The sequence below is a fragment of the Rhodococcus sp. 4CII genome, assembly GCF_014256275.1.
GTDB classification, from domain to species: Bacteria; Actinomycetota; Actinomycetes; order Mycobacteriales; family Mycobacteriaceae; genus Rhodococcus_F; species Rhodococcus_F wratislaviensis_A.
This window is the reverse complement of record NZ_JACCFE010000002.1, coordinates 7,768,808-7,793,572: the sequence shown is the minus strand read 5'-3', so window position 1 is coordinate 7,793,572 and position 24,765 is coordinate 7,768,808. Positions and strand designations below refer to the sequence as shown.

Annotated in this window: 24 protein-coding genes and 2 pseudogenes; 10 read left to right on the top strand and 16 right to left on the bottom strand. The window is 63.5% G+C overall.

Annotated features, from left to right (window positions below; all coding sequences use genetic code 11):
- Positions 1 to 82: 82 nt before the first annotated feature.
- The 4 genes from H0B43_RS36495 to H0B43_RS36480 all read left to right on the top strand — a co-directional run bounded on the left by H0B43_RS36495 (position 83) and on the right by H0B43_RS36480 (position 5,364).
- Positions 83 to 1,708: an AMP-binding protein gene (locus H0B43_RS36495; protein WP_185730460.1), complete on the top strand. Its 1,626-nt coding sequence runs from the start codon at positions 83 to 85 to the stop codon at positions 1,706 to 1,708.
- Positions 1,705 to 2,517, top strand: a complete 813-nt coding sequence (locus H0B43_RS36490; RefSeq protein WP_185730459.1) for an enoyl-CoA hydratase/isomerase family protein — start codon at positions 1,705 to 1,707, stop codon at positions 2,515 to 2,517. Before H0B43_RS36495 ends, H0B43_RS36490 begins: the two co-directional genes overlap by 4 nt.
- Entirely contained in the window at positions 2,514 to 3,272 is a 759-nt protein-coding gene (locus tag H0B43_RS36485) for an SDR family NAD(P)-dependent oxidoreductase (RefSeq protein WP_185730458.1), read from the top strand. Before H0B43_RS36490 ends, H0B43_RS36485 begins: the two co-directional genes overlap by 4 nt.
- A gap of 424 nt (positions 3,273 to 3,696) precedes the next feature.
- A complete protein-coding gene (locus tag H0B43_RS36480; RefSeq protein WP_185730457.1) occupies positions 3,697 to 5,364 on the top strand; it encodes a CocE/NonD family hydrolase in 1,668 nt (555 codons plus the stop codon).
- Between the two features lie 1,672 nt (positions 5,365 to 7,036).
- On the opposite strand, the gene H0B43_RS36475 is transcribed toward H0B43_RS36480, so the two are convergent.
- The 6 genes from H0B43_RS36475 to H0B43_RS36450 are packed head-to-tail and all read right to left on the bottom strand — an operon-like array spanning position 7,037 to position 12,233.
- The gene (locus H0B43_RS36475; RefSeq protein WP_185730456.1) at positions 7,037 to 7,438 is read right to left on the bottom strand and encodes a Zn-ribbon domain-containing OB-fold protein; all 402 of its coding nucleotides are present in this window, start codon (positions 7,436 to 7,438) and stop codon (positions 7,037 to 7,039) included.
- An 11-nt stretch (positions 7,439 to 7,449) separates the two neighbouring features.
- Positions 7,450 to 8,613, bottom strand: coding sequence for a thiolase family protein (locus H0B43_RS36470; protein ID WP_185730455.1), 1,164 nt, complete (start codon positions 8,611 to 8,613; stop codon positions 7,450 to 7,452).
- The gene (locus H0B43_RS36465; protein WP_312034128.1) at positions 8,610 to 9,044 is read right to left on the bottom strand and encodes an acyl dehydratase; all 435 of its coding nucleotides are present in this window, start codon (positions 9,042 to 9,044) and stop codon (positions 8,610 to 8,612) included. The genes H0B43_RS36470 and H0B43_RS36465 overlap by 4 nt, the downstream gene beginning before the upstream one ends.
- On the bottom strand, positions 9,041 to 9,649 hold the full coding sequence (locus tag H0B43_RS36460; protein ID WP_185730454.1) for a MaoC family dehydratase N-terminal domain-containing protein: 609 nt from the start codon (positions 9,647 to 9,649) through the stop codon (positions 9,041 to 9,043). Before H0B43_RS36460 ends, H0B43_RS36465 begins: the two co-directional genes overlap by 4 nt.
- Positions 9,646 to 10,878, bottom strand: coding sequence for a CaiB/BaiF CoA-transferase family protein (locus H0B43_RS36455; RefSeq protein WP_185730453.1), 1,233 nt, complete (start codon positions 10,876 to 10,878; stop codon positions 9,646 to 9,648). The genes H0B43_RS36460 and H0B43_RS36455 overlap by 4 nt, the downstream gene beginning before the upstream one ends.
- Positions 10,875 to 12,233: a CoA transferase gene (locus H0B43_RS36450; protein ID WP_312037610.1), complete on the bottom strand. Its 1,359-nt coding sequence runs from the start codon at positions 12,231 to 12,233 to the stop codon at positions 10,875 to 10,877. Before H0B43_RS36450 ends, H0B43_RS36455 begins: the two co-directional genes overlap by 4 nt.
- A 37-nt stretch (positions 12,234 to 12,270) precedes the next feature.
- Between H0B43_RS36450 and H0B43_RS36445 the strand changes: the two genes are divergently transcribed.
- Complete coding sequence (locus H0B43_RS36445; protein ID WP_185730451.1) at positions 12,271 to 12,867, top strand: TetR/AcrR family transcriptional regulator; 597 nt, start codon at positions 12,271 to 12,273, stop codon at positions 12,865 to 12,867.
- Positions 12,868 to 13,121: 254 nt separating this feature from the next.
- Here the strand turns inward: H0B43_RS36445 and H0B43_RS41065 are convergent, their stop codons facing one another.
- The 3 genes from H0B43_RS41065 to H0B43_RS41055 are packed head-to-tail and all read right to left on the bottom strand — an operon-like array spanning position 13,122 to position 14,262.
- Positions 13,122 to 13,319: a hypothetical protein gene (locus H0B43_RS41065; RefSeq protein ID WP_213015016.1), complete on the bottom strand. Its 198-nt coding sequence runs from the start codon at positions 13,317 to 13,319 to the stop codon at positions 13,122 to 13,124.
- The gene (locus tag H0B43_RS41060; protein ID WP_213015017.1) at positions 13,283 to 13,903 is read right to left on the bottom strand and encodes an IS630 family transposase; all 621 of its coding nucleotides are present in this window, start codon (positions 13,901 to 13,903) and stop codon (positions 13,283 to 13,285) included. Before H0B43_RS41060 ends, H0B43_RS41065 begins: the two co-directional genes overlap by 37 nt.
- Positions 13,792 to 14,262 (bottom strand): helix-turn-helix domain-containing protein, encoded by a 471-nt coding sequence (locus H0B43_RS41055; RefSeq protein ID WP_213015018.1) that lies wholly within the window; start codon positions 14,260 to 14,262, stop codon positions 13,792 to 13,794. The genes H0B43_RS41060 and H0B43_RS41055 overlap by 112 nt, the downstream gene beginning before the upstream one ends.
- A 358-nt stretch (positions 14,263 to 14,620) precedes the next feature.
- On the opposite strand from H0B43_RS41055, the gene H0B43_RS36435 reads away from it, so the two are divergent.
- On the top strand, positions 14,621 to 15,025 hold the full coding sequence (locus H0B43_RS36435; protein ID WP_185950054.1) for a putative quinol monooxygenase: 405 nt from the start codon (positions 14,621 to 14,623) through the stop codon (positions 15,023 to 15,025).
- A 111-nt stretch (positions 15,026 to 15,136) separates the two neighbouring features.
- Positions 15,137 to 16,024 carry an SDR family NAD(P)-dependent oxidoreductase gene (locus H0B43_RS36430; protein ID WP_185723579.1) on the top strand — a complete coding sequence of 296 codons (888 nt, stop codon included), beginning with the start codon at positions 15,137 to 15,139 and terminating at the stop codon, positions 16,022 to 16,024.
- 337 nt (positions 16,025 to 16,361) lie between these two features.
- Here the strand turns inward: H0B43_RS36430 and H0B43_RS36425 are convergent.
- Positions 16,362 to 16,496 (bottom strand): annotated as a pseudogene (locus tag H0B43_RS36425) (IS5/IS1182 family transposase); the annotation flags it as partial.
- Positions 16,497 to 16,534: 38 nt separating this feature from the next.
- Here H0B43_RS36425 and H0B43_RS41050 point away from each other — a divergent pair.
- Positions 16,535 to 16,813, top strand: a complete 279-nt coding sequence (locus tag H0B43_RS41050) for a transposase (RefSeq protein WP_213015019.1) — start codon at positions 16,535 to 16,537, stop codon at positions 16,811 to 16,813.
- 63 nt (positions 16,814 to 16,876) lie between these two features.
- Positions 16,877 to 17,260 carry a transposase gene (locus H0B43_RS41045; RefSeq protein WP_213015020.1) on the top strand — a complete coding sequence of 128 codons (384 nt, stop codon included), beginning with the start codon at positions 16,877 to 16,879 and terminating at the stop codon, positions 17,258 to 17,260.
- A gap of 19 nt (positions 17,261 to 17,279) precedes the next feature.
- Here the strand turns inward: H0B43_RS41045 and H0B43_RS36415 are convergent.
- From H0B43_RS36415 to H0B43_RS36405, 3 genes and pseudogenes are all read right to left on the bottom strand, one after another.
- Positions 17,280 to 17,626, bottom strand: a pseudogene (locus H0B43_RS36415) (transposase); the annotation flags it as partial.
- 63 nt (positions 17,627 to 17,689) lie between these two features.
- Positions 17,690 to 17,851 carry a hypothetical protein gene (locus tag H0B43_RS36410; protein WP_185723580.1) on the bottom strand — a complete coding sequence of 54 codons (162 nt, stop codon included), beginning with the start codon at positions 17,849 to 17,851 and terminating at the stop codon, positions 17,690 to 17,692.
- A complete protein-coding gene (locus tag H0B43_RS36405) occupies positions 17,848 to 18,981 on the bottom strand; it encodes an IS701 family transposase (RefSeq protein ID WP_185723581.1) in 1,134 nt (377 codons plus the stop codon). Before H0B43_RS36405 ends, H0B43_RS36410 begins: the two co-directional genes overlap by 4 nt.
- Before the next feature lie 1,210 nt (positions 18,982 to 20,191).
- Between H0B43_RS36405 and H0B43_RS36400 the strand changes: the two genes are divergently transcribed.
- Positions 20,192 to 20,952, top strand: a protein-coding gene (locus H0B43_RS36400) for an IS5 family transposase (protein ID WP_252189884.1) whose coding sequence is annotated in 2 segments (ribosomal slippage) — positions 20,192 to 20,491 and positions 20,494 to 20,952 — 759 coding nt in all. Because the reading frame shifts where the segments join, the coding sequence is not laid out codon by codon here.
- A 291-nt stretch (positions 20,953 to 21,243) separates the two neighbouring features.
- On the opposite strand, the gene H0B43_RS36395 is transcribed toward H0B43_RS36400, so the two are convergent.
- The 3 genes from H0B43_RS36395 to H0B43_RS36385 form a co-directional block, all read right to left on the bottom strand.
- A complete protein-coding gene (locus H0B43_RS36395) occupies positions 21,244 to 21,768 on the bottom strand; it encodes a nuclear transport factor 2 family protein (RefSeq protein WP_185723583.1) in 525 nt (174 codons plus the stop codon).
- A gap of 215 nt (positions 21,769 to 21,983) precedes the next feature.
- A complete protein-coding gene (locus tag H0B43_RS36390) occupies positions 21,984 to 22,916 on the bottom strand; it encodes a cyclase family protein (protein WP_185723584.1) in 933 nt (310 codons plus the stop codon).
- Positions 22,917 to 23,088: 172 nt separating this feature from the next.
- Positions 23,089 to 24,669, bottom strand: coding sequence for an acyl--CoA ligase family protein (locus tag H0B43_RS36385; protein ID WP_185723585.1), 1,581 nt, complete (start codon positions 24,667 to 24,669; stop codon positions 23,089 to 23,091).
- Between the last annotated feature and the right edge of the window lie 96 nt (positions 24,670 to 24,765).

Here is a 24,765-nt window from a genome sequence, read left to right as displayed (position 1 = left end):
CCCCAGGGCTTCCCTTCCAGACACGCGTTGGGTACATTGATAGGTACCCAATTACCCAATAGATTACCCGCTAGGAGTTGTCGTGTCTGTCGATATCGACGCGCGAGTACGCAAGATCCTGTCGTCCTACGCCGGTGACGGCACGAACGTGGCGTGGCTACTGTGCGATCGGCACCCACCCGAATCCCTGGCACTGACGGTCGTGAACGAGGATCTGTCCACCACACGACTGACCTATGGTGACCTCGCCGACTCATCACGCCGATTCGCGCAGGTGCTCACCGATCGAGGGATCGGCCGAGGCGATCGCGTTGCCACTCTGATGGGCAAGGGCACCGACCTGGTGTCCGTCCTGCTCGGCATCTGGCGGGTCGGCGCCGTCTACGTCCCACTGTTCACGGCGTTCGCCGAGGACGCCGTGACCTCCCGCCTGACGAACTCGGAGACCAAGCTGGTTGTCGTCGACGCACAGTATCGGTCCAAGGTCGCTACCAGTGGTGATTGGGACGTGCTGGTGGCCGGCGGCGCCGAGAATGGTCTGACCGCGGCCATGGCCTCGGCAAGCACCGAGGCCCGGGCGTCCGTTTCGGTCGGTGGAGACGGACCGCTGGTGCACATGTTCACCTCGGGTACCACCGGCACGCCCAAGGGCGTCGTCCATCCCGTCCGCTACATCGCCGGTTGGCAAAGCTACCTCGAATACGCACTCGCCGTGGGCGAGGACGGCGTGTTCTGGTGTGCGGCAGACCCGGGATGGGCGTACGGGCTCTACACCGCGGTCATCGCGCCGTTGGCCGCCGGAGTTCCGACCATCCTGACCCGCGGCGGCTTCTCCGCCGCCTCCACCTGGGATGTGCTCTCCCAGTTGCAGGTCACCGACTACGCGGCAGCGCCGACCGTGTACCGGGGCATGCGCGCCGAACACCACTACCGGGCCGACACACTCGCGTTGCGCAGCCTCTCGAGCGCGGGTGAACCGCTCACCCCCGAGGTGAACCTGTGGGCCGAGAAGGAACTCGGCCTGCTCGTCCACGACCACTACGGACAGACCGAACTCGGGATGCCTGCCGGATTTCCGCATCACCCTGACCTCGCGGTCCCGGTGGTCGCGGGAGCCATGGGGGTCGCGCTGCCCGGGTGGAAGCTGACCGTCCTCGGCAACGACCGCGACGAGCCCGCACCCGCCGGCACGGTCGGGCGGCTCGCGGTGGTGGTCGCCGACAGCCCGCTGATGACCTTCACCGAATACGCGGCCGGACGCGGCGACGCCGGCCGATTCACCACCGACAAGAACTACTTCCTCACCGGCGACACCGCCAGCATCGACGCCGACGGAATCCTGCATTTCTCCTCCCGCGACGACGACGTCATCATCATGGCCGGTTACCGAATCGGCCCCTTCGACGTCGAATCCGTTCTCGCACAACACCCTGCCGTGCGCGAGTGCGCCGTGGTCGCCGCGCCCGACGAGGTGCGCGGCGAAGTGATCGAGGCCTTCGTCATCCGGAAACCCGATACCACCGTCGCCGAAGAGGATCTGGTCGCCGAGCTGCAGCAGTGGGTCAAGACCAAGTACGCCGCCCACGCCTACCCGCGCCGGGTGCATTTCGTCGACACCCTCCCCAAGACCCCGAGCGGAAAGATCCAGCGCGCCCAGCTCCGCCAGCAGCGCCGCGCCGAACTGGCCCGACAGGACGCACACTCATGACCGACAACCGCTCACCACTGGTCGTGACACAGCACGGCCCCACCCGCATCCTCACCCTCAACCGCCCCCACCGGCGAAACGCCCTGAACGACACCCTGGTCGAGGCACTGGGCGGCGCGCTATCCGACGCCGAGACCGACCGTGACACCCGAGCCGTCGTCCTGCGTGGCGCCGGCAAGAGCTTCTGCGCCGGCGCCGACCTCCAGTACTTCCTGCACCTGCACGCCCGCGGCCAGACCCCACTCGGCTTCCTGCGCAAGGTTTCGGCCCTCGCCACCCGACTCGAGGCCAGCCGGTTGCCTGTTGTCGCAGCGATCCACGGGCACGCCGTCGCCGGCGGACTCGAACTCGCCCTCGCCTGCGACGTCGTCATCGCCACCCCCACCGCACGCATCGGGGACGGCCACGTCCGGAACAACCTCCTCCCCGCCGGCGGCGCCAGCGTGCGCCTGCCCCGCAAGGTCGGCGACTCCATGGCCCGCTGGCTCGCCCTGACCGGCGCCTTGCTTCCGGCGACCGAACTTTCGCACACCGGATGGCTACACGCGGTCGTCGACCACGAACACCTGCACACCACCGCCCTGGCCGCCGCCACCGAACTCGCCGAGCACGCCGGCCCCGCCCAACACGCCTACAAAACGCTGCTCGCCGACCTCACCGGCCTCGACGAAAAACGTGGCCTCGCTCACGAACTCGACGCCTTCGATGCCCACTGGCAGACCAGCGACGTCCCCGCCGCCCTGAACGACTTCCTCCACGGCAGGACCACCACCACCAACTCCCACCCCGCCCCGACAGGAACACGATGAACCGCTACACCGACCAGATCGTCCTCGTCACCGGCGCCGGCCAAGGCCTCGGCGCCGCCATGGCCCACCGCTTCGCCGCCGAAGGCGCCACCGTCGCCATCGCCGAAATCAACGAAGCCGCAGGACAAGCACTTGCCGCCGAGCTGACCGACCGCTACGGACACCCGGCCACCAGCCACCCCGTCGACGTCGCCTCCGCCCCCCAGGTCCAGGACTGGATCGACACGATCGCCGACACCCACGGCCGCATCGATGTCCTGGTCAACAACGCCGGCATCATCCGCGACAACCGCATCGAAAAGATGAGCATCGACGACTGGCACGCTGTGCTCGAGGTGTCCCTGACCGGATCGTTCCTGTGCACCCAAGCCGTCCTACCGCACATGCGCGCCCGCGCCTACGGCCGAATCGTGTCGTTCAGCTCCATGAGCTGGCGCGGGAACTTCGGTCAAGCCAATTACGTCGCAGCCAAGGCCGGCATCGTTGGGCTCACCCGCACCATCGCCCTCGAATCCGCCCGCGACGGCATCACCGCCAACGCCATCGCCCCCGGACTCATCGAAACCCCCATGCTCGCCTCCATGAACGGACCCGCCCGCGACAAACTCGTCTCCAAAGTCCCCCAAAAACGGACCGGTGACCCCACCGACATCGCCGAAGCCGCCGCCTACCTCTGCTCCCCCGCCGCCGGCTACGTCAGCGGCATCGTCCTCGACGTCGACGGCGGCCTCGGCATCGGATCCTCCATCCGGTAGCCCCAAAAACTGAATCCTCCAACATGCGCCCGCAGACACAATTCCGGCAGATCACGTCCGTCGCTCACGTCACGTCCGCGCGAGGCGATCCGCGGCAGCAGGCGCGCCCTAAAGGGGTATTCCACTGCTCTGGATCAATCAGGCTCGCAACAACCTCATTCTCAAACCAGCTTCGTGATCTACGAGATGAATTGCAGGACAGCGACTATCCTGAACGCTCGTTGTTGGGGACGACATCACGTGGGTTCGAGCGACGACCCATCTGGCGGGTACGTTCACTTGCCTACTCGTACCCATTCTTGTACCCTAGAAGGTGTCCGCAATCACAGGATCTACACCCGGTGCTTACGAATACGTCGGCGGGCCCCCCTCAACCGCCGGGTGTGCACCGAGTTGGTGTTCGAACGAAGGCAGGAAGTCTGAAATGAGTCAGATAAGCATCGATCTCAACGTGGAGGTGCCGATGCGCGACGGCACGATTCTGAGGGCCGATGTCTATCGGCCGGCGGCGGCGGGGGCCTATCCGGTGCTGATCCAGCGCACCCCGTACGACAAGACGGCATCGTTGAATGTCCTCTTGTTCGACACCCTGATCGCGGTGAAGCGTGGCTACATCGTCGTGCAGCAGGACACCCGTGGCAGATTCGATTCCGACGGAGAGTGGCTGCCCTGGGCCTACGAGCAGCAGGACGGGTACGACACCGTCGTCTGGGCGAGCCACCTTCCCGGCAGCAACGGCAAGGTCGGCATGTTCGGCGGAAGCTATACCGGTCAGACTCAATGGGCCGCAGCTCTCGCTGCACCGCCAGGTCTGGCGGCGATAGCCCCGCAGGTCACCTGGAGTGACCCGGCCGATGGTCTCATGTTCCGCGGCGGCGCAGTCGAACTCGGTCTCAACGCGTGGTGGACGCTCGCCCAGTCCTTGGCGCAGTTGCCTAAGGTCGTCGAAGATCCCGACGAGTTGCTGGGTGCGATGGCAACCACGATTGCAGATTACGACTCGCTGGCCACGAAGAGCTACTGGGAGCTCCCGGCGGTGCCGCTGCCCGCCCTGAGCCGGGCCGGCCTGCCCGACATCGGTGTTCAACGCGGTCTGCAGAACCCCGACACCACCGAGGAATGCCGGGTTGCCGGCCACCACGACCAGGTAACTGTGCCTAGCCTGAACATCGCTGGTTGGTACGACGTCTTTCAGCAGGGAACACTCGACAACTACATCGCGATGCGCGAACGCGGGGTGCCGACCCGTCTCGTGGCGGGCCCATGGCCGCATGTGAAAGGCTTCAACTTCGGCCAGATCGGCGACGTCAACTTCGGGCTACTCTCGGAGGTCGCCCCCGGAGCCAAGACCATGACCGACTATCAGCTCGATTGGTTCGAGAACTACCTTCGTGACGGGTCGGACACCACCGATTCGAGTGCACCAGTGCAACTGTTCGTCATGGGAATCAACCAATGGCGCGACGAGGAAGAATGGCCGCTCCAGCGTGCGGTCGCCACGCCGCTGTACCTTCACGGAGACGGCAGTGCGTCCTTCGACCAGCCCACCGCCGAGCAATCACACAGCGACTTCACCTATGACCCCGCCGATCCGGTGCCGACGTGCGGCGGCAACCTCGTCATGTCTACCCAGTTCCCGGCCGGACCGAAAGACCAGGCCACCGTCGAAGATCGTGCCGATGTGTTGATGTTCTCGACGCCCGTGCTGACAGAAGACCTCGAAATCACCGGCAAGATAACGGCCGAACTCTTCGCCGCCACCGACGGACCGACGACCGACTGGGTAGTCAGACTCTGTGACGTTGACGAAAACGGCGTCTCCTACAACATCGTCGACGGAATCACCCGCGTGAACACCGAGCCCGAGAGCATCGACAAGACCGAGATCGATCTATGGTCGACCAGCATCGTCATCAAGGCCGGCCACCGGCTCCGAGTGCACGTCACCTCCAGCAACTTCCCCCGCTGGGACCGCAACCCCAACACCGACACCGAAGTGGACGACGCCAGCAAATTCCGCGTCGCACAACAAACCATTCACCACAACGCACTCCACCCCTCGCACCTCGTACTCCCGGTCATCCCCCGCTGAAAAACGCTCACCACGAAAAATGACGGCCGGGCAGCCACGCGCTCACAAACAAGCGTGCGCCTGCCCGGCCGTCCCTTTTCCCTCTGTCTGATAGCGCCGATCCACGAAGTTCTGGCGCGATAACGCCGAACATACGATAGCTAGTCGTTGTGCAGGGAGTCTTCTGACGGTTTCTAGCTGATCGGATTCTCTTCGCACAAGTTACTCACGGTATCCAGCGTCCCGACTCGGCATCGCGCCGCAACCTAGGAGTCGCCATCCACATGCCCATGCTCATCATTCAAGCTGTCATTGCAGGTGTCAGTCTGTTAACCCCCCGACACGCCACAGAATCGATCCGACGAATCCTGACGAACATCGCCCTCGTACAAGCCAATGCGCGATGGATAACCATGGCAGCGGGCGCGCAAGAAGAGTCGTCCTACGGTCGTTCACGCGCAGACGCACTGGCCCAGGTAGACCGCGCAATTCCTTGAGCCAGCCACTCACCGGGTCCCCTAGATCCTTCTGTTCCGAACATGCTATTTCCGCCGCCCACCGGAATCCCGACCACGGTACGGAGCCGACGACGCACTCGTGATGGGCATCAGCGTGGCCCGCCTCCAAGCGATTTCTCGCACATTGGCCACCGCGATCGTCGCCGTCCCCGGCGATGCTGAGAAACGAAGTTCCTCCACCGTCACCTCGCGCTACCGGCGCAGCGACAGCGAACGTCTTACCGTGCTCGCCTCCGAGCAGGAACGCCCGCGGTCCTCACCCGCGCCGAGGTATGGGTTTCTGGCAGCCTCGTGAACCTCGATTCGTTACCTCGCTACGCCATCCGCAACTCGCAACCTGCCGGGTACCTGAACTTCACCGCCCAGCACTGGTGGTCCTTGATCACATCCTTCGAGCAATCGACCTGCATAGGTTCGAGACATGGTAGACCCCGTCATCAGGACATGCCGGACAGAGTGACGACCAAAAAATTGTGAAGCGCTCCTTCAACATCGCCGCTCGATTCCGACTCCGCCGTTGCTGCCCGTGTGTCCGTAGAGATTGACTGCGAGCCGTCACCGAGGTGCGTGATGACGCGCCCATCGTCGAGGTAACCGAACGGTTCGGGGTCCCCCCGCAAACGGTCACCACATGGCGCAAACGGTACGGAATCGCACGCCTTCGGAGGACTGTCCGAGATCTCGAGCCGATCCCATTCGAGCCCGATACCTATCTCGCCCGACATCGAGGCCCTGATCAGCGAGATAGGCAGTCGCTACCGACAGTGGGGAGCGCGGCACATCGGGCTACGACCTGCACCAGGAAATCTGTGATCGTGCCGCGTCAGCCTCGACGATCCAAGTACTTGCGTGCAACGGGCTCGTCAATTCGCAAGAACCGAAATGTAAACGAGCCTAAGCGGCGAGATCTAGCGTTTCCATCGGACGCTGCGATACGAACATCTCGACGAGGTCGGCGCGTTCGCCACGATCCAAGCAGCTCAAGCGGCAGTCGACGACGAATGGATCCATACTTACGACACACCGCCCCATCACCAATGCTCGTTCGCAGGGTCTTCTCTGAGCGAATGGACCATACGGCCCCGTCGTCGGTCGACGAGGCACGTACGCAGAGAATGAGCCAATGAAATAAGAACTGGGGCAGCGTTCGTCAGGTCCGTCCCTATTCCTTAGATTTAGGTCTTGACGGTGAAGTACGGGATCGTCTCGGCCTCCGCATCGGTCTCGCCGTCAGGGCGGGCAAAGGCGACCCGTACCCGAGTCCCGATCAGATCGGAACTGGGATCGACGCCGCTGATCTCGGTCCACCACCACGGGCCTTCGTCCAATTGGACGATTCCGACCACGGTGCGCGCAGGACCATCCGGTGACCGGCGGTGTACGACCGACCATGACACGATTTCGCCTGTTCCCGCAGCGGGGACGAGTGCGTACCGTTCGGGATCGATAGAAACGTCGAATTGGGGCGCATGATGGGCGCCGGTCGACTGATCTCGCACGATGAGGAAGCGCCCGGCTGCGGCGCCGTCGAGAAAGGCAGCAGTCGCAGCGTCACGATGGATGGGGAAAGCGGGCATGTGTTCTCCGATCAGTCCGTGCCCAGCACGAGTGTCGCGTGATAATCCAAGACGCCGCCGTTTCCGGAGACGAGGACGCGGTGATGCTTTTCGACCTGGCGGGCGCCGCCGTGGCCCCGGGCTTGGATGACCCCTTCGGACAGCGGCGTCATGCCCCAGAGGTAGTACGCCGACAGCTCTCCGCCGCCGGTGTTCACTTTAAGCCGGCCGTTCGGCCCCAGCATGCCGGGTTGGGCAACCATCGGGCCCCCTTCTCCCTTGGCACAGAACCCGTAGTCCTCGAGGGTGATGAGGGCCGTATAGGTGTAGCAGTCGTACACCTGTACGACGTCGATCTCGTCTAGCGTCGTGTCTGCCATCCGCAGAGCGGCCGGGCCGGAGCGCGCAGCGCCCGACACAAGCCCGAAGTCGTCGTTGCGCACGCCGGTGTTTCCCGGGTGCGCCTGCGCCCACCCGAGGACCCGCACCGGCGGCTGACGCAGGGCCCGCGCGCGATCCAGACTCGTGACGATAAGGGCGATGGCGCCATTGGATACCAGACAGCAGTCGAACAAGTGGAATGGCTCGGCGATCCACCTCGAGGCGTGGTACTCCTCGAGCGTGAGGGGAGTGTCGTGGAACTGCGCGAGAGGATTTCGTTGTGCCCATTCGCGTTGGGCGACTGCGATGTGGCCGAGCTGGTCGTTGGTCGTGCCGTATGCCTGCATGTGGCGCCTCGCCGCTAGCGCATACATCGTGTTCGCGGAGGAGATCCCGTTCGAAGCGGTGATCGCCCGCCAGCCGGACGCGGCGGAACTAGCCGCCGCGTACGACGCGGACGAACCTTGCCGCTCCTTGAGCGGATTGTCGGCCCAGACGATGGCAATGGTGTCGGCGGTACCCGACTGCACCGCCATCGAGGCGTACTGCACCATCTGGGCCGCGGTCGACCCGTATGCCTGCATAGCGGTCAGTAACTTGAGGTTCTGCAGGCCGAGCTCGCCCTGCAAGTTGAGGCTGACCTGGTCGGTGAGACCGCCCGACATGATCAGCCCATCCACGTCCTGCAAGTCGAGACCGGCGTCCGCGGCTGCCAGGCGGACGGCGTCCGCGGCGAACTGCAAAGCGCTCTTGCCGTAGACCTTACCGAGTTCAGTGATTCCAAGACCAGCGATCGCGGGCTCCACGACGCTCATGAAACGGCTCCGGGCAGGCGCACCAGCACGGAGCCGGGTCCGACCGTGACTCCGGTGCTGTCCGAGGTGGCCGCTGCCACCGTGACGATGTCATCGTCGACGGTTGACACCGTGCCGGTGATCCTGATCGTCTCGCCGACGACGTTGAACCGCCGCATCCGAAAGCCACGGATGCTGGTGATCGTGGCACCCGGTCCGGCCCACTCACGGACGAGACGTTCCCATCCACCCATGAGCATGAGGGTGTTCGCGTACATCTCGGGCGCGCCGGTCTGCTGCGCCCATTCGGTGTTGTGGTGGATGGAGTTGAAGTCGCGCCCGGCGCCAGCCCACATCACGAGGCGGTATACGCTGAGCGGAAAGATCACCGGCGGCAGGTTCTCCCCGACGCGCACATCGGACAGAGATCGGTTCTGATTGGCGAGTGTCACCCGTTCGCTCCCGCCTCAACGTGTTCGGACATGCGCTCCTCCGGAATTGGATCGAACGCGAAGAGCGTGGTTCGCAGACGAGCAACTGTGTCGCCTCGGTCGGACACGATCTGCGATTCGACGGTCATGAACGCGCCCCGACCGACCGACGTTTCCTTCAACACGCACGACAGCAGGTGCCGTCCCTTCGTACCGACCCTTTCGCCGATCTCGACCGGCCGCAGGAAGTCGGCCTCGATGTCGGTCGCGAAGAACCCCTCGGTACGCGGAATCGGCCCCGGGTCTTCGTTGTTGATCGGTGTGCGCGCGGGCTGGGCGTTCCGTTCGCTACTTTTCCAAAGAGTCTCCTCGCCCGGCGACCACATGGCAGGCAATGAGAACGCCAGGGCGCCCGTTGCCGGCGCGACCAAACCCGGGTAGCCGGCGGCGACCGCAGCCTCCTTCTCCGTGTGGATCAGGGTGCCGATCTCGAGTGGCTCGACGTAACGGCGGACTACTGCTGCTTCGATTCGATCGGCTCCCCATCGCGTGGCACCATCGGAAAGGTCCTGGCCGACGGCATCTTGCGCGGCCTGCCACTTTGCCCTCCAAGAATCGTCGATCACTTCATCACTCCGCTCTCGATCAGGTCGCGCACGCGGTCTTCGTCGTATCCGAGGATGTCGCGCAGCACCAGCTCGTTATCGCGTCCAAACGTCGGCGCGGCGTTCTCAACCTTCGCCGGTGTGTCCGAAAGCAGATAGCGCGGACCTTCGACGACAGTCGTGCCGAACAGTGGATGGTCGAGCGCGATCAAATGACCTCGGGCCGCGATTTGCGGGTCGTCGATGAAGTCCCGGGAGGCGGCGACGACGTGGGCAGGCACCCCTCGTGCTTGCAGCTCGATCTCGATTTCTTGGGCGACCCGGTTACAGCTCACGCGCTCTATTGCGGCTTCGAGTAAATCCTGTGCGGCGAGACGTCCGGAGGCCGTGACGAGCGACGCGTCGGCGGTCAAGGTATCGTCGCCCAGCCAGGCGGCCAGCTGCGTCCACTGCTCATCGGTGGTCACTGCGATCGCCACGAAGCGAGCCTTGTCCTCCCCGTCGATCGTCTCGTCTGCGGTGCGAAAGACGCCGTGCGGCGCGAATGCCCGGTCTCGGTTACCCATTCGTTGCGCCACCGCCCCAGTGAGCTCGTACTCAACGAGCTCGGGCGCCTGGAAGTACACCCCGGACTCGACCTGCGAGAGGTCGATGTAGCAGCCCTCGCCGGTCTCGGCTCGGTGTTCCAGCGCAGCTAGGAGCACGGCGAGCCCCATCCGGGGCCCGACGAAGTCGGTGTAGGGGCCGAAAGGTCCAATCGGGACGTCTTCGGGCCAACCGCTGACCTCCTGAAATCCCGAGAGGGCCGCGCCGACGTTACCGAAGCCAGCGAGCCGTGATAAAGGCCCGGTCTGACCGCTGATAGAGCTGCTGACCATGATGAGGTCGGGATGGTCGGCGCTGAGGGAGGTGTAATCAAGACCCCACTTCGACAGCGTTCCCGGTGAAAACGCTTCAAGCACCACATCCGCCCAGGCGGTGAGGTCGCGGACGATCTGCTGTCCTTCCTCATCCCGGAGATTGACCGTGACGCCGAGCTTGCCGGCATTCCACGTGCCGTAAAGCGCCGACCCTTCAGTGGAGACCTCTCCTCCATGGAACGGCTGCATGTAGCGGGCGGTCTCGACCCTTCTCGATGATTCCAGACGCACTACGGTGGCGCCGAAGTCGGCCAGCGCCCGTGTCATGACGGGACCGGCGACAACCCAGGTGAGGTCGAGGACTTTCAGTCCTCGCAGGGGGCGGGTCATGCGAGCACCGCTTCTTCCTGAGCACCGGACGGTGCGGTCGACCAATCACGAATGGCACTGTCGGTGTGCTCACCGATTTTCGGCGCGCGACGCGTAAGCGTGAAAGCGTCGACGTTCACCGCGGCCGGCATACCTACGAGACGAAGTGTTCGTTCACCGTCTCCTACTGGGACGAAGGTATGACGCGCCTCCAGCTGTTCGGTGGCGGCTAGGTCGGCTGTAGTGAAGATCGGGACGCAGAGGAGCTTGTACTGCACTGCCGCTCGCAGGACCTGGTCTTTCGTCTTCGTCGCCAGGAAGTCACGTACGGTTGCCCGCACGCGGTCGATTTCTGCGTCTGGAAATTCGCCCGACTCGATGAGCTTGTCGACTGTGCGCCAGTCGAGTTCGGTGTACTTCTGGACCGGTTCGCCCTCGGCGAGCATCCATTGGAAGAAATTCCCAGTGAAGGCCCCGGCCGCCGGTCCGATACCGACGTGGAACTCGATCATTCCGTCGACGCATTCCCACTTCTTGGAAGCGGCGGGCGTTCCCGAGCCGCTCCCAGATCGATCGACCCGATGTGTCAGTTCCTGGCCAGCGCCTATGGCGCGCGGCACGTCCCCCACGGCCGCGGCGAGCACCGTCGCGAGCGTCGCCGACCCCAGCGCGGCTTGCACGGCGACGTCGACAAGCTGACCGCGGCCAGTAGTTCGACGGGCAATCAATGCCAGCAGGGCGCCGGCGGCGGCGTCCGCGGCGGCCAATCGGTGCGCCTGCGGGATCGAGGGACGGACAGGTGGACGCGAGCCGTCGCGGTGCGGCTCCAGCGGTCCTCCCGCCGCCCACAGGATGAGATCAGACTCGGCATACCCGGCCTTCGGTCCGGTCCGGCCGAAGCCGGTCATCGAAACATAAATAAGACGGGGATTGATTTGCCGCACATCGCTCCAGTCGAGCCCCTCGCGACGCATCGCGACGGGCCCGCTGCTCTCGATGAGGATGTCGGCAGCTTCGATCAGCGCCCGCATGCGTGCGGCATCGCCGGGCACGGCGAGATCGAGCGCGACGCTACGTTTGTTCGCCGCGTATGCCTCCCAGAGGAATGACGCCTCGCGACCAGCGGCGGTTGGCTGAGCCGATCGTGCGGGAGACCCGTTAGGCGCCTCGACGTGCACGACGTCCGCACCGAGGTCGGCGAGGATACGCCCCGTCATCAGCCCGCGCTCGTCGGTCAAGTCGAGCACGCGCGTTCCGGAAATGAATGCCATGTGGGACCTGCCCTTCCGCGCGTCACGGTCGACGCGCTGGCCCCGACCATACCGATACGCCATCCGTTCCGCAATGGATTTTCGAAGGGAGGTTGTGTTCTCCACCTGGGTGTCGCGAAGATCGGCAAGTTACGATTCAGGCATGACGCTCTCCCCTATTCCGACCCCGCAAGGGCGTCCACGTGATCCCGACGTGGATCGCCGCATCATGGATGCAGCGCTCGAAGAATTCGCGGCAGAGGGATGGCGCTCGTTCTCCATCGAGGGCGTAGCCCGCCGCGCGCAGGCGGGGAAGTCATCGATTTATCGGCGCTGGAGTAGCAAACAGGACGTCCTGGTGGACGCCTTTCGGGCGAACGAGCTTCGATTCGACCTGCCCGAGATCGGGCGTGTGCGCGCAGCCCTCTACGACCTCACACTGCAAATGATCCGCAGGTCCGTGAGCCCCGCAGGGGCCGCTCATCTTCGATTGCGCACCGAGCAAGATCTGCCCGAAGAGTTACGTGCGATCGCTGATTGCGGAACGCGCGACGCAATTGCGTCCTCGCGGCAGCTCGTGAAACTCGGGATCGAGACCGGTGAACTCCCCGTCGATGTGACGCCCTCGCTATTCATGGACTGCCTGTCTGGCGCCGTGACCAATCGAGCGATTGCCTCCGCTCTCTATCGCGGCGATAAGCCGCTGAAGTCTGACGAAGAGTTCGCCCAGGAGCTGGTCACGTTCCTGCTGCGCAGCTGAATCACTCCAGCTCCAACAGCTTTCGCATCGACGCGTCGCTTCGAAGGGGTTCGTTGCAGTCGGTCGGGACGTGCGAACCTTTGAAGACATCCATGGATGCCCGAGAAGGGCAACCTGAGACTGCGCGGGCGCCAGGTGACGACCTTCGTCACGAAACGCCGCAACTAACAGTTTCCAACAACACTGTCCGAGCTGCCAGACCAGCGCGAAAGCCTGGGCATGGTCTACCAGTACTAGCTAGTAGACCGTCGCCGCTAAGTCTTGGGATATAGGTGGCGGAGCTTGATACGGGCGTCGTCGGTGGTGAAATGCCACTGGACCTGGCGTTGGTCTGCATTGGTCTGTCGTTGCCAGGCAGCGAGTTCGGAGTTGAGCATCTCGAGGTCCTCGATGCGCCGGTCGAGGCACTGCCGGGTCAGCGCCGAGAGCTCGACTCGGCGATGTTGAGCCACGAGCCGTGTTTGGGGGTGTGGTGGATCTCGAGCCGCTGCGCGAGCGCGAACGCCTCGGCCGGCTCGAAGGCCTCGTAGAGCGATCCGATGCCGTGTGTGTTGAGATTGTCCATCACCAGCACCACCGTCTCTGCGTCCGGGTAGTCTACGCACAGTAGCTTTTTGACCTGTCGGGCCCAGTCGACCTTGGTGCGCCGGGGCTGGGCATTGACACGCCGCCAGCCGGCCAGGGGCTCGACCCAGCAGAAGATCGAGCAGGTTCCGTGCCGCACGTACTCGGAGTCCTCCTTCAGATCGTGTCCCGGGCCTGCAGGGATCGGGTCGCGCACGTGCGCGAGGAGTTGGTAGGGCTTTTCGTCCATGCACACCACCGGGTGAGCGGGGTCGTGGGGGCGGGCGTAGACCGACAGGACATCTTCCATCCGGGCTGCGAACTCCGCGTTCGCTTTTGGTGGGATGGTCCAGCACTTCTTCAGGTGAGGACGAAGTTTCGTTTTTTTAAGATCCGGCCGATGGTCGAGTGGTCCAGGTCGGGGATGTCGTCGACCAGGGCGACGTGCTTCTCCAGCAGTCGCAGCGACCACCGGGCATGACCTTCTGGGGGCTGTGTGCACGCCAACGCAATCAATCTGGCCTCGATCTCGCCGGTGATCTGCGACGGCACCGGTGGGAGGTCACGCTGTTTGCGTCCGATCGTGGCTTCCACGTCCTGACCGGTTTCGGCGAACCGCTTGGCGACCAGTCGCACTGTCTCACCCGAGACTCCCAACCGTGCTGCGATCACCTTCTTCTCATCCACCACCCCGATCGAGGTGTCCAGCGCCAGCAACACCCGGGCCCGTCGGATCATCGAGGCCGGATGTACCCCGGTGGTGGTCAATCGTTCCAAGAACTCACGATCAGCCGAGCTCAACGTCACCGGACGCTTCTTCTGCGAAGGCATGACAACAGTCCTGACCGGCAGAGGGGACGGGGAACTCTGCCGCCCCTTACCTTAACGAAAAAGGCCAGAACTAAGCAGCGACACGCTACTAGTGCAGACCTCCGAACTGGCATTGCCAAATGATCGCTCAGCGAGGAAGGGTCCCCGGCCCGCTGCCCTCGCGGTGGGGCGGGTGCTCGGGTTCCTGCGGCGCTAAGGTCGATGAGTGACTGCTGAATTTGGTTGAGCGGAGGGTAGATCCGTGCCGAGGTTCAGCTGCACCATACTTGACGAACGGTACCCGTCTCGTTAGTGTGAGCTTCCTGACATCGCCGATGCCGATGGCGGTCCAATCAACAATTCATGAAGGGATTTCCGCATGTTCCATATCAATTCCGAGGTCACCATCCCTGAGGGAAAACTCGAGGAATTCAAAGACGCCTTGCGCGCTCAGATGGCCAAAATGGCGGAAGCCGAGACTCGGACGCATTCTTACGTCGCGTACATCAGCAGCGACGGAAAGCGATGCCAAGTTGATCAGTACTACGAGGACGAAGCCGCATTCATCGACCACCTGAAGGCGTCAGCGGCAGGTCTGCGCGATGCTCTCGACGGCACCAAGGAAGATTTTCGTTACTGGATCTACAACGACATCGAGAGCCCTGAAGTGAAAGAGATCATCCCGAAGATTGCAACCCTCGATCTGCTCGTCGTCGGCTCAGCATCCATGGGGTACAAGCGAGAAGCCAGTGGAGGCCCCGTTACTTGGATCGGGGCCCGCTAAAACCAACGGTCTTCCCATTTGACACTCTAGAGAGGTTGACCACCTCGTGACGAGAGTCCCCCTGATACAGCCTGATACGGCTGATACGGCTGAACGATCTAAGGAGTTTGCATGTCCCAGGCCCACACATTCGAGGGGAAGGTCGCCATCGTGACCGGCGCCGGCAGCGGCCTGGGACGAAGTCATGCGCTTGCACTTGCGCGTCTCGGTGCGACTGTAATACTGAACGACCTCGGCGACCGGCCCGAACCGACAGGGGATGGGACAGGCGCTCGCACTGCGGCCGAGACCCTCAGCGACGAGGGCTATCTTGCCTTTGTTGACGAGGGAGACATCGCAAACGAGGCGTACGCGCGTGGTCTTATTTCGCGCACCGTCGATCGATATGGGCAAGTCGACGTGCTGATCAACAACGCAGGTATCGCGGGTTTTGGAACAGCTCAAGACACAACGACGCACGACCTGCAGAAACTTCTGAACATTCACCTCATGGGCAGTTTCTGGACCATGAACGAGGCCCTCCCCCACATGAGGCGACGTCGGTATGGACGAATCGTCAATACATCCTCGGCTGCCGGAGTCTTCGGCGCGGCTGGGGCCTTCCCGTACGTCGTTGCGAAGGCCGCGATAGTCGGTATGACGAAGGGGGCAGCTGAGGACAACATGGACGTGGACATTCGGGTCAACGCGCTCTGTCCGCTTGCCGCAACGCCGATGTCGCAGACGTGGATGGAGGCTAACCCGACGGTCGATCGTGCACTGCTGCGAACCGAATCAGTCTCACCGTTGGCGCTTTACCTTTCCCATCACGACTGCAGCATTACTGGTTTGGTGCTCAGCGGTGGCATGGGGAAGTGGACCAATTACTTCACGGCCGAAGCGGCAGGAGTCGACTCGAGCGAGAATCTCGACGACGTCTTCATGAGGTTGGACAGACTGCTCGCGCTGGAAGGATTTCATGTCCCTCGGATTCACACCATCCCGGACACCGACAGCTAGTAGACCATCTTCCAAAACTGCTTAAGTTGTGGGGTTCGATCACATTGAGGTGAGTCGCTGCCGCTCAATGAGCGAGGTCTCCGGTATCTGGGTTAGCGACCAAGTAGAATAATGAAAATCGGAGACCGCAGCTTCGCAGCATGCCGGTCCGGATTTGTATACGAACAATGAGCTCGGCCATCGTCATCTCGTGCGCCGCCGCAGCCCGTCTAAGAGGGTGTCTCATGTGGGTAGCTTCTTGAAGCAGGTGAGTGGCGGCGCGGTGGAGGAAGCCGGCGAAATGTTCGCCGTAGCGTTCGTAGCGGATGGTCAAGCGCCGGTAGCCGGTGAGCCAGGCGATAGTGCGTTCGATCTTCCACCGGTACCGGCCGAGGCGATCGTTTCGCTCGATGCCGCGGCGGGCGATCCGCGGGACGATGCCTCGTTCGCGCAGCCACCGTCGGTGAATGTCGTAGTCGTAGCCCTTCCCAGCGACTGCGACACGCACTGCGCGAGTACTTCCCTGCCGCATTGGAGGCATTCGACGACCTCGACGCCGTCGATGCCCTCGAGCTGCTCGGGAAGGCACCGGACCCGGCCGCGGCGACACGACTGACACGGGGACAGATCACGGCGGCGCTGCGAAAAGCCCGCCGCCGCGACATCGAGACCAAGACCGATCGGATCCAGGCAGCCCTGCGCGGCGAACACCTGGGCCGGGCGGCCGTGATCACCACCGCCTACGCGGCCACCACCCGCTCCGCCGTCGCCGTGTTGAGCACTCTCAATCACGAGATCAAGATGTTGTAACGGCAGGTCGATGCCCATTTTGGCCGACACCCGGATGCTGAGATCATCCTGTCCCAGCCCGGGATGGGACCGCTGCTCGGCCCCCGGGTATTCGGTGAGTTCGGCGACGACCCGGAACGGTATGCCACCGCGAAGGCTCGCAAGAACTACGCCGCCAACAGTCCGATCACCCGCGCCTCCGGCAAAAAGAAGGTCATCGCGGCCCGGTTCGTCCACAACGATCGGCTCGTCGATGCGCTGAACTCGCAGGCGTTCTCGGCCCTGCAGGCGTCACCCGGTGCCCGCGCCTACTACGACAAACAACGCGCCCGCGGTCTCGACCCCGGTTCCGCCCTGCGGCAGCTCGCCAACCGGCTCGTCGGCATCCTCCACGGATGCCTCAAGACCCACACCTGCTACGACGAAACGACGGCCTGGGCACATCACGTCGAGAGGGCTGCCGCTTGACACCCAAGCTCCTGGGATGTCTTTTTGCCCGGACGCTTGCCGCATCCAGGATCGCTGCCGTCCAGTCGAGTTCGCCCGCGTTCCCGAGCCGGTCGAGCACCTCACGATGGAGTTTCTCGAACACCCCATCCCGCACCCAGGCACTGAACCGTCGATGCGCGGTCGGCACAGTCACCCCGAAGGAGGGCGGCAGGTGCCGCCACGCACATCCGCTGGTGAGCACGTACACGATCGCGGTGACACCGCCCGGCCATCGGCCGGCGCACTGCCACCTCCCTGCGGCCGGATGACAAAACGGGGAATCAACGGTTCGACTATCTCCCACAACGCATCCGGAACCAACCTCAGTGACAACTCATCTACCACGCGTCACATTATGTCCCACATCACTTCATCCACATGAGACACGCTCTAATACTGCAACGGCACTTACGGAACGTGGCCACGGCGTCGGTAGTGGGAGGTGCGGGCCTGGTGTTGCCGGCGTCGTCGCCAGTGTGACCAGGACCAGATGTGCTCGTCGGGGTGGGCGTGTCGCAGGATCAGATGCACGAGCAGTCGCCGGATCTCGGGTACCGTGTACGCGATCATGCCCTGATCTTCAATCCCGATTCCCCCTTTATCGCTTGGGTTTTCGTCCCGGCGAGCCAGGCGAGGGCCAGCATCGACAAGGTGATGTGCGCGTACCAGGCCCGGTAGGTGCGTACCTGATACTGGTCGAGGCCGGCCTCGTTCTTGGCCTGCTGGAAGCATTCCTCGACCCGCCACCGCGATCCGGCGACGGTGGCGAGCTCGGTGAGCGTGGACCGGCGGGGTCCGGCGCAGATGTAGTACGCGATCTCGGTCGGATCGGAGAGGGATCGGCGGGCGAGGAGCCAGTGCCCGCGCCCGGGAGCCCACGCTATCCGGATCGGCACCCGCACCCACGAATACTCCCGTGGCCCGTGGGCGCCGTCGCCGACGGAGATCCGGCGCCACTGCTTCGGTGGGACCGCGGCGATCATCTCGTCGGCACGGCCGGCGCGCCCGTCGGGAGTGAAGACGTCGTCGTTGCGGCGGGTGGCCAGCACGTACGACACATCGCGCTCTTCGAGCCACACGCGCAGGTACTTCACCTGCCCGTAGGCCTCGTCCGCGGTGAGCCAGGAGAAGGGCACCTTCGCGTCGAGGGCGCGTTCGATCATGTGCTGCGCCAGAACCGGCTTGGTCGCGAACTCGACCTCGTCGCCGATGCCGGCGGCGCGGCACCGGTCCCGGTCGGTGGTCCACGATTCGGGCAGGTACAGCTCCCGATCGATGAGTGCGTGCCCGGCCGCACTCGAGTAGGCGAGGAACACTCCGATCTGACAATTCTCCACCCGACCGGCGGTGCCCGAGTACTGGCGCTGCACCCCTGCCGAGCGGGTGCCCTTCTTCAAGAATCCGGTGTCGTCGACGACCAACACCCCGTCCGTATCGCCGAGGCGTTCGACCACGTAATCACGCACATCGTCACGGACCCCGTCGACGTCCCAGTCCGCCCGCCGCAGCAACCGTTGCATCCCGTCCGGGCTCACCTCACCGGCCCGCTCGGCGAGAGTCCACCCATTCTTGCGTTCCAGACCCGCAACCAAACCCGCCACATACTCACGGACCCGGGACCGCGGCTCCGACCGGGTGAACCGACCGGAGATCCGCTCGTGCAACGCTTCCAACTCGGCAGCAACCATATCGAGGACCACGCAACCAGTATCGCCCACCTGTCAAGCAAGTGCCGTTGCAGTACTAAGGAACTGAGGCAACGGTTGGACGAGCGAATGCAAATACTCCACTACACGGTCCGCGCGCCACAAACGGCCACACTGAATCAGTCGAGCTGTGACTCGATGTCGAGGGCTCCGTCCTCGACCAAGCACGACAGTACAGTCAATGGTTGCCGGTGTTCTCCAAACGCATTTCGCTGAGGGATCAGCCCACCGCGGTTCACGATTTCACACAGGTTACCTGGGACGCGGCTCGCAACTTGGGGCGACCGGAACAATTGCGACCAGACACATCATTCGGACCGATCCACGAACGGCCTCCTCGTGCCGAGATGGACACTCTTCAACCGGTCTGGCGGGGTCCCCATCGAAACCATCGCAGCAGAAACGGACCTGTCGATCGAGCATTCCGATCACGCTGACCGTTACACCCGCCACCCTACCTCGCGCCTCGACCGGCGCTGGACACCCTCGGTGACAAACCTGACCTCATTCTGGAGCAGCCGGATTCGGTACGTAAGGGATGGATCGGCCGAGCACTTCGAGTACACCACGACCCCGTTTTCTTTCACCCGCGTCTCGTCATGCCCTCGAAGTGCTCGACGAGGAGCACAACAGACCGAATGTTCCTCAGCATGTGAATGATTTAACGCGGTGCGGACGTTTGGGCCCAGATTGTCTTCCAGCGTCGTCGGCGCAGAGACCGTCGACGATAAACCGGTGGGTGAAGCCCTTGAGCTCACCTCCATTTGTTGATCGCATCGAGGCGGCCTCGCCACCACTAAGTCTATGTCAGCGCCCGGGTGTTTCCCCGGGGAGCTTCGACGCCGAGATTCGCGAGCTCCTCGTAGTGGGAGTAGGCGAGGTCGGTCGACAGCCGTGGACCGTGACCCGGTCAACTAAACATGCCCTCCAGGACAGTGATTCCGTTGGTCGCAAAAGCAACAAACCGCGAGTGCGAGAATGCCAGCACTGCGCAGAACGGATGCCCATCTCCAACGGTGGCCCGTTCGATCACCAGATAGTCACCCCGGTGCCCACACCGCCGGACGTCTTCCTCGCCGATTCCTCTTGCCCACTGATCTTTTGTTTAGAGCGTGTCTCATGTGGATGAAGTGATGTGTGGGACATAATGTGACGCGTGGTAGATGAGTTGTCACTGAGGCTGGTTCCGGATGCGTTGTGGGAGATGGTCGAACCGTTGATTCCGCGTTTTGTCGCCCGGCCGCAGGGAGGCGGCAGTGCGCCGGCCGATGACCGGGCGGTGTTCACCGCGATCGTGTACGTGCTCACCAGCGGATGTCCGTGGCGGCATCTGCCGCCCTCCTTCGGGGTGACGGTGCCGACCGCGCATCGACGATTCAGCGCCTGGGTACGGGATGGGGTGTTCGAGAAACTCCATCGCGAGGTGCTCGACCGGCTCGGGAGCGCGGGCGAACTCGACTGGACGGCAGCGATCCTGGATGCGGCAAGCGTCCGGGCAAAAAGGGGGGATCGCTGACCGGCCCCAGCCCGGTCGACCACGGCAAGAAGGGATCGAAGATCCACGTCCTGTCCGAAACGAATGGAATCCCACTGGTCGTGGGTGTGACCGGGGCGAACACCCACGACAGCACGATGCTGCAACCATTGGTGGCACGGATTCCGGCAACGAAGTCCAGGCGCGGACCACGCCGGCGCAAACCGGGAAAGCTTCGCGGCGACAAGGGCTACGACTACGACATTCACCGACGGTGGCTGCGCGAACGAGGCATCGTCCCGAGGATCGCCCGCCGCGGCATCGAGCGAAACGATCGCCTCGGCCGGTACCGGTGGAAGATCGAACGCACCATCGCCTGGCTCACCGGCTACCGGCGCACGACCATCCGCTACGAACGCTACGGCGAACACTTCGCCGGCTTCCTCCACCTCGCCGCCGCACTCACCTGCTTCAAGAAACTCCCCACATGAGACACACTCTTAAGGCAACGAGGCGGCGGAAGTTGCGGTCCGACCCGTCATATCCCGCGGCCGGCGATCGGCAGCAACGGTTTGGTCGTGATACACCCACGGGATCGTTCGACACGTTCGACGCGTTCGACGAGAACACGCCCTGCGCAAACCCACCCTATCGAGTACTAGATGATCATGACTCCAGCGAACATGCTGGCGGCCCAAACCAACGAGCCAATGAAACCTACAGCAGCCCGTCATAGCTTCTTCTTCTGCTGCAGGGGTTGGTTTTAAGTAGTCCTGAAAGGTTTACGCATTGTCGTGAACGAGCCCCCGGGAATAGGAAGGGTCTGTCTTGTCACGTGTCCCTCTGTGGAACCCAGGGCCGAGGATTGCGTGCTCACCGCCTACCGGGTCGGTTCGTTCGGTATCACATGTCGCCACGCGCTCAACGATGCGCCAATGACCGTCTCTGCGTTCGAGTCGATCGATATAGCGCAAGTTGAGGACCCAGTCCGTTGCAGGCAGCGCGCCGGCAGGTGCCTTTCGGTGGTAAGCCCGGGAGTAGGACTCCATCCAAGCTGAGTCGCCGTTGACTTCGACGAGTTGGTTACCGATGAAGTGTGTTGTCGAGACGAAAGTAGGCAGTAATTTGGCGGCCCAAGCGATGAACTCGTCGATGGTCCCCCGAAAGGGCCCGTGGTCGTCGACGGCACCCGGGTGGTAGCAAGACCGCACAAGTTCCCAGTCCATGCGATCGATTCCGCGGCAATACCGGAGGTGGACCTCGCGGATTGCGGCCTCGTCGATGATCCGCTGCAGCTGTGATTCCATATCGTTAATCCTCTCGCTGTTAGTCTTCTGCCCTGTCTCCCAGGGAAGGTATGCCGCCGCAGCAGGTATCGGGACTCTAGGAAACCGAGCTGTCCAACCTCACCCCGCCGTGGGCCACGGTGGCGGTGATCATTGCGTTCTGTAGGGGTCGCCACAATCGGATGGTTTACCTTTCGTCTTACTCGAGGCGTCAGACACCCACACGACAGGGGGCCTCACCGCAGCGCGATGGCATTGGCAGGTGTGCCTACGCCACCGGGCAGGTTCAGTGGCACCGAGGCCAGGAAGCACGTGTAGCGCCCATCGCGTGCCGACGCCTCGGCGAGCGCGTCAAGTGCCCAGAACTCACCGATGAGGAAGCCGAGCATCGGGATGAGCCGACTGTGGAGGTCGGGTACCTCGAGATTGCGCGGCAATGCTTCGAGGCCGGGGTTATCTCCGGCCGCAGCTGTGATCCTGTTGTCCCAGAGGAACTCGGCCATCTCCTCGGCGGCGGCTAGGCCGGCACTGGTGACTTTGTCCCGAAGTGCGCCCCGGTCTGTCACAGGTGCGGCTAGGTACGCCCCCATGTATCCCGTGCGCACCAGAAGGATGTCGCCGTCGGACAGGACAACTCGCTCGGCGTCCAGGACTTTCTTGATCATCTTGACATCGATACGGTGCGGTACAAAAGGATCGTAGTCTTCGATGCCGCCAAATCGTGGGATATCGAGGAGAACTCCGCGTCCGACGATCCCCTGTTGGGCCCACGCTTCCACGCCCAACCGGGAGCCGCCGGCACCGGCCTCCTCCTCGGAGACACCGTTGTAGAAGCCGACATCGGGGTCCTTTCGGTGCCGCAAGCCATCCCATTGGCTCGAGGCCTGTGGGAAAAAATTGTCCATGACATCGTCGAGCACCAGCTCGCTATGACGAAAGATTCGGTGCTGCATCGGGTTCCGTCCGAAGTACGGCGGGGTTGGAAGGTCGAGGGGCAGTGACAAGTTGACCCGTTCGCCGGTCTGAATCTCGCGGGTCGCGGCCCTGACCGCGACAGGAGAGAGGAAGTTGGCGGTGCCGAGGTCGTCCTCGGAGCCGAATACCCCCCACGCCGAACGTCGACCGTTCTCGATCCTTTCGAGCTCCCTATACTTCGGGTACATCGTCATTTTCTGACTCCTTCCTCGTTACTCACAATGCGGGACCGCCACGGTAGCTGTGCCCCGTCGCGGATCCGACGCCGAACCGCGTGGTCGGATGGCCCGAAAGCATCCTCGAACAGGTCGGTTCGCTTGCCACGGGTGCGTGCTATCGGTTCACAACCCAGTGATTCACCCCGCGTCATTGGATTTGGCGTGCGATGCCAGCCCATGCCTTCTCGCGAAGTAGGTGTTTCTGGATCTTACCGGTGGAGGTTTTGGGAAGCTCGCCGAAACTCACCATCTTGGGTGCCTTGAACCGGGCGAGTCGACTTCGCACGTGCTCGACGATCTCTTCCGCGGTCGTCGAGGCGCCCTCTTGTAGCGTGATGTACGCGGCCGGGACCTCGCCCCATCGCTCGTCCGGCATTGCGATCACCGCAGCCTCCAGCACCGCCGGGTGGTCTAGAATTGCCTGCTCGACCTCGACTGACGCGATGTTCTCTCCGCCTGAGATGATCACGTCCTTGGCCCGGTCTCGTAGCTCGATGTACCCATCGCGATGCACGACGCCGAGGTCACCGGTCCGAAACCACCCATCCGGCACCGCGTTCAGCGTGGCCTCCGGATCGTGCAAGTAGCCCAGCATGAGGTTGTTGCCGCGCAGGGCGATTTGCCCCGTCGTGGTGCCGTCGGCTGGTACGTCGGAGCCGTCCTCGGCGATTACCCGCACGGTACAGGAGATCATGTTCCCGACGCCCTGGCGGGCCTTGAGCCGGGATTGGGCGTCCAGGTCGAGATCGTCCCACTCTGGGCGCCAGTCGCACAACATGGCCGGTCCATAGGTCTCGGTGAGCCCGTACAGATGGGTCACCTCGAATCCGAGTTTCGCCATTCGCCGCAAGATGGCCGGTGACGGCGGCGCTCCTCCTGTCGTGATCCGTACAGGGCGTCCCTTCGGTAGTGGCGTTGCGTCCTTCGCGTGCGCGATCATCGCCAGGACCGTCGGTGCTCCGCTCAGGTGTGTCACGCCCTCCTCGCGGACTAGACGCCATATTTCGGTCGGGTCAACCTTGGGCAGGCAGATATGCGTTGCGGCCGCCGCGGTCACCGCCCATGGGAAGCACCAGCCGTTGCAGTGGAACATCGGCAGCGTCCACAGGTACATCGAGGAGGGTGACAACCCGGTATGGCCCACCATTGCCAACGACTGCAGCGATGCGCCCCTGTGGTGGTACATCACGCCCTTGGGCCGTCCTGTGGTGCCGGACGTGTAGTTGATCGACAGCAGTGAGCGTTCATCCGACGGGGTACGGTGCTCTGATTGTGCCCCGGCGAGCAGGTCTTCATACTCCTGCCCGGCTCGGATCCGCACGGGCGGTTCCGACAGCTCGGCAAACACGGCGCCGACGAGGTCGTCGAACATCGGGTCGTGCACGAGCACTCCAGCGTTCGAGTGCTGCAGAATGTAAGCGACCTCTCCCGCGGAGAGCCGAGTGTTGATCGAGACGAGCGGTACTCCTGCCCATGGCACTCCGAAATTCGCCTCCAGAAGTACATGTGTGTTCGGAGCGAGCACCGCGACCGGCCTGCGGTGCGCCAACGGGGCCAATGCCCCGGCCAGCCGCATGCATCGTTCCCTCAGCTCCGTGTAGGTCCATCGGGAGTGACCGTCCACCACACCGACCCGGTCGCCATGTGCGGCGGCCGCCCGGTCCAGATACGCCGTCGGGGTCAACGGCTCGAATGAAACCGAGCCGTTGGCGCTCTGTCCGTTCGGCATGTGCTTCTCCTTTTCGTCCATACGGAATGAACCCGCGCGCAGTGACAGCTGGGCACACCTCGAACACTCGACTTCCGTGGCCGCAACGTAATTGGC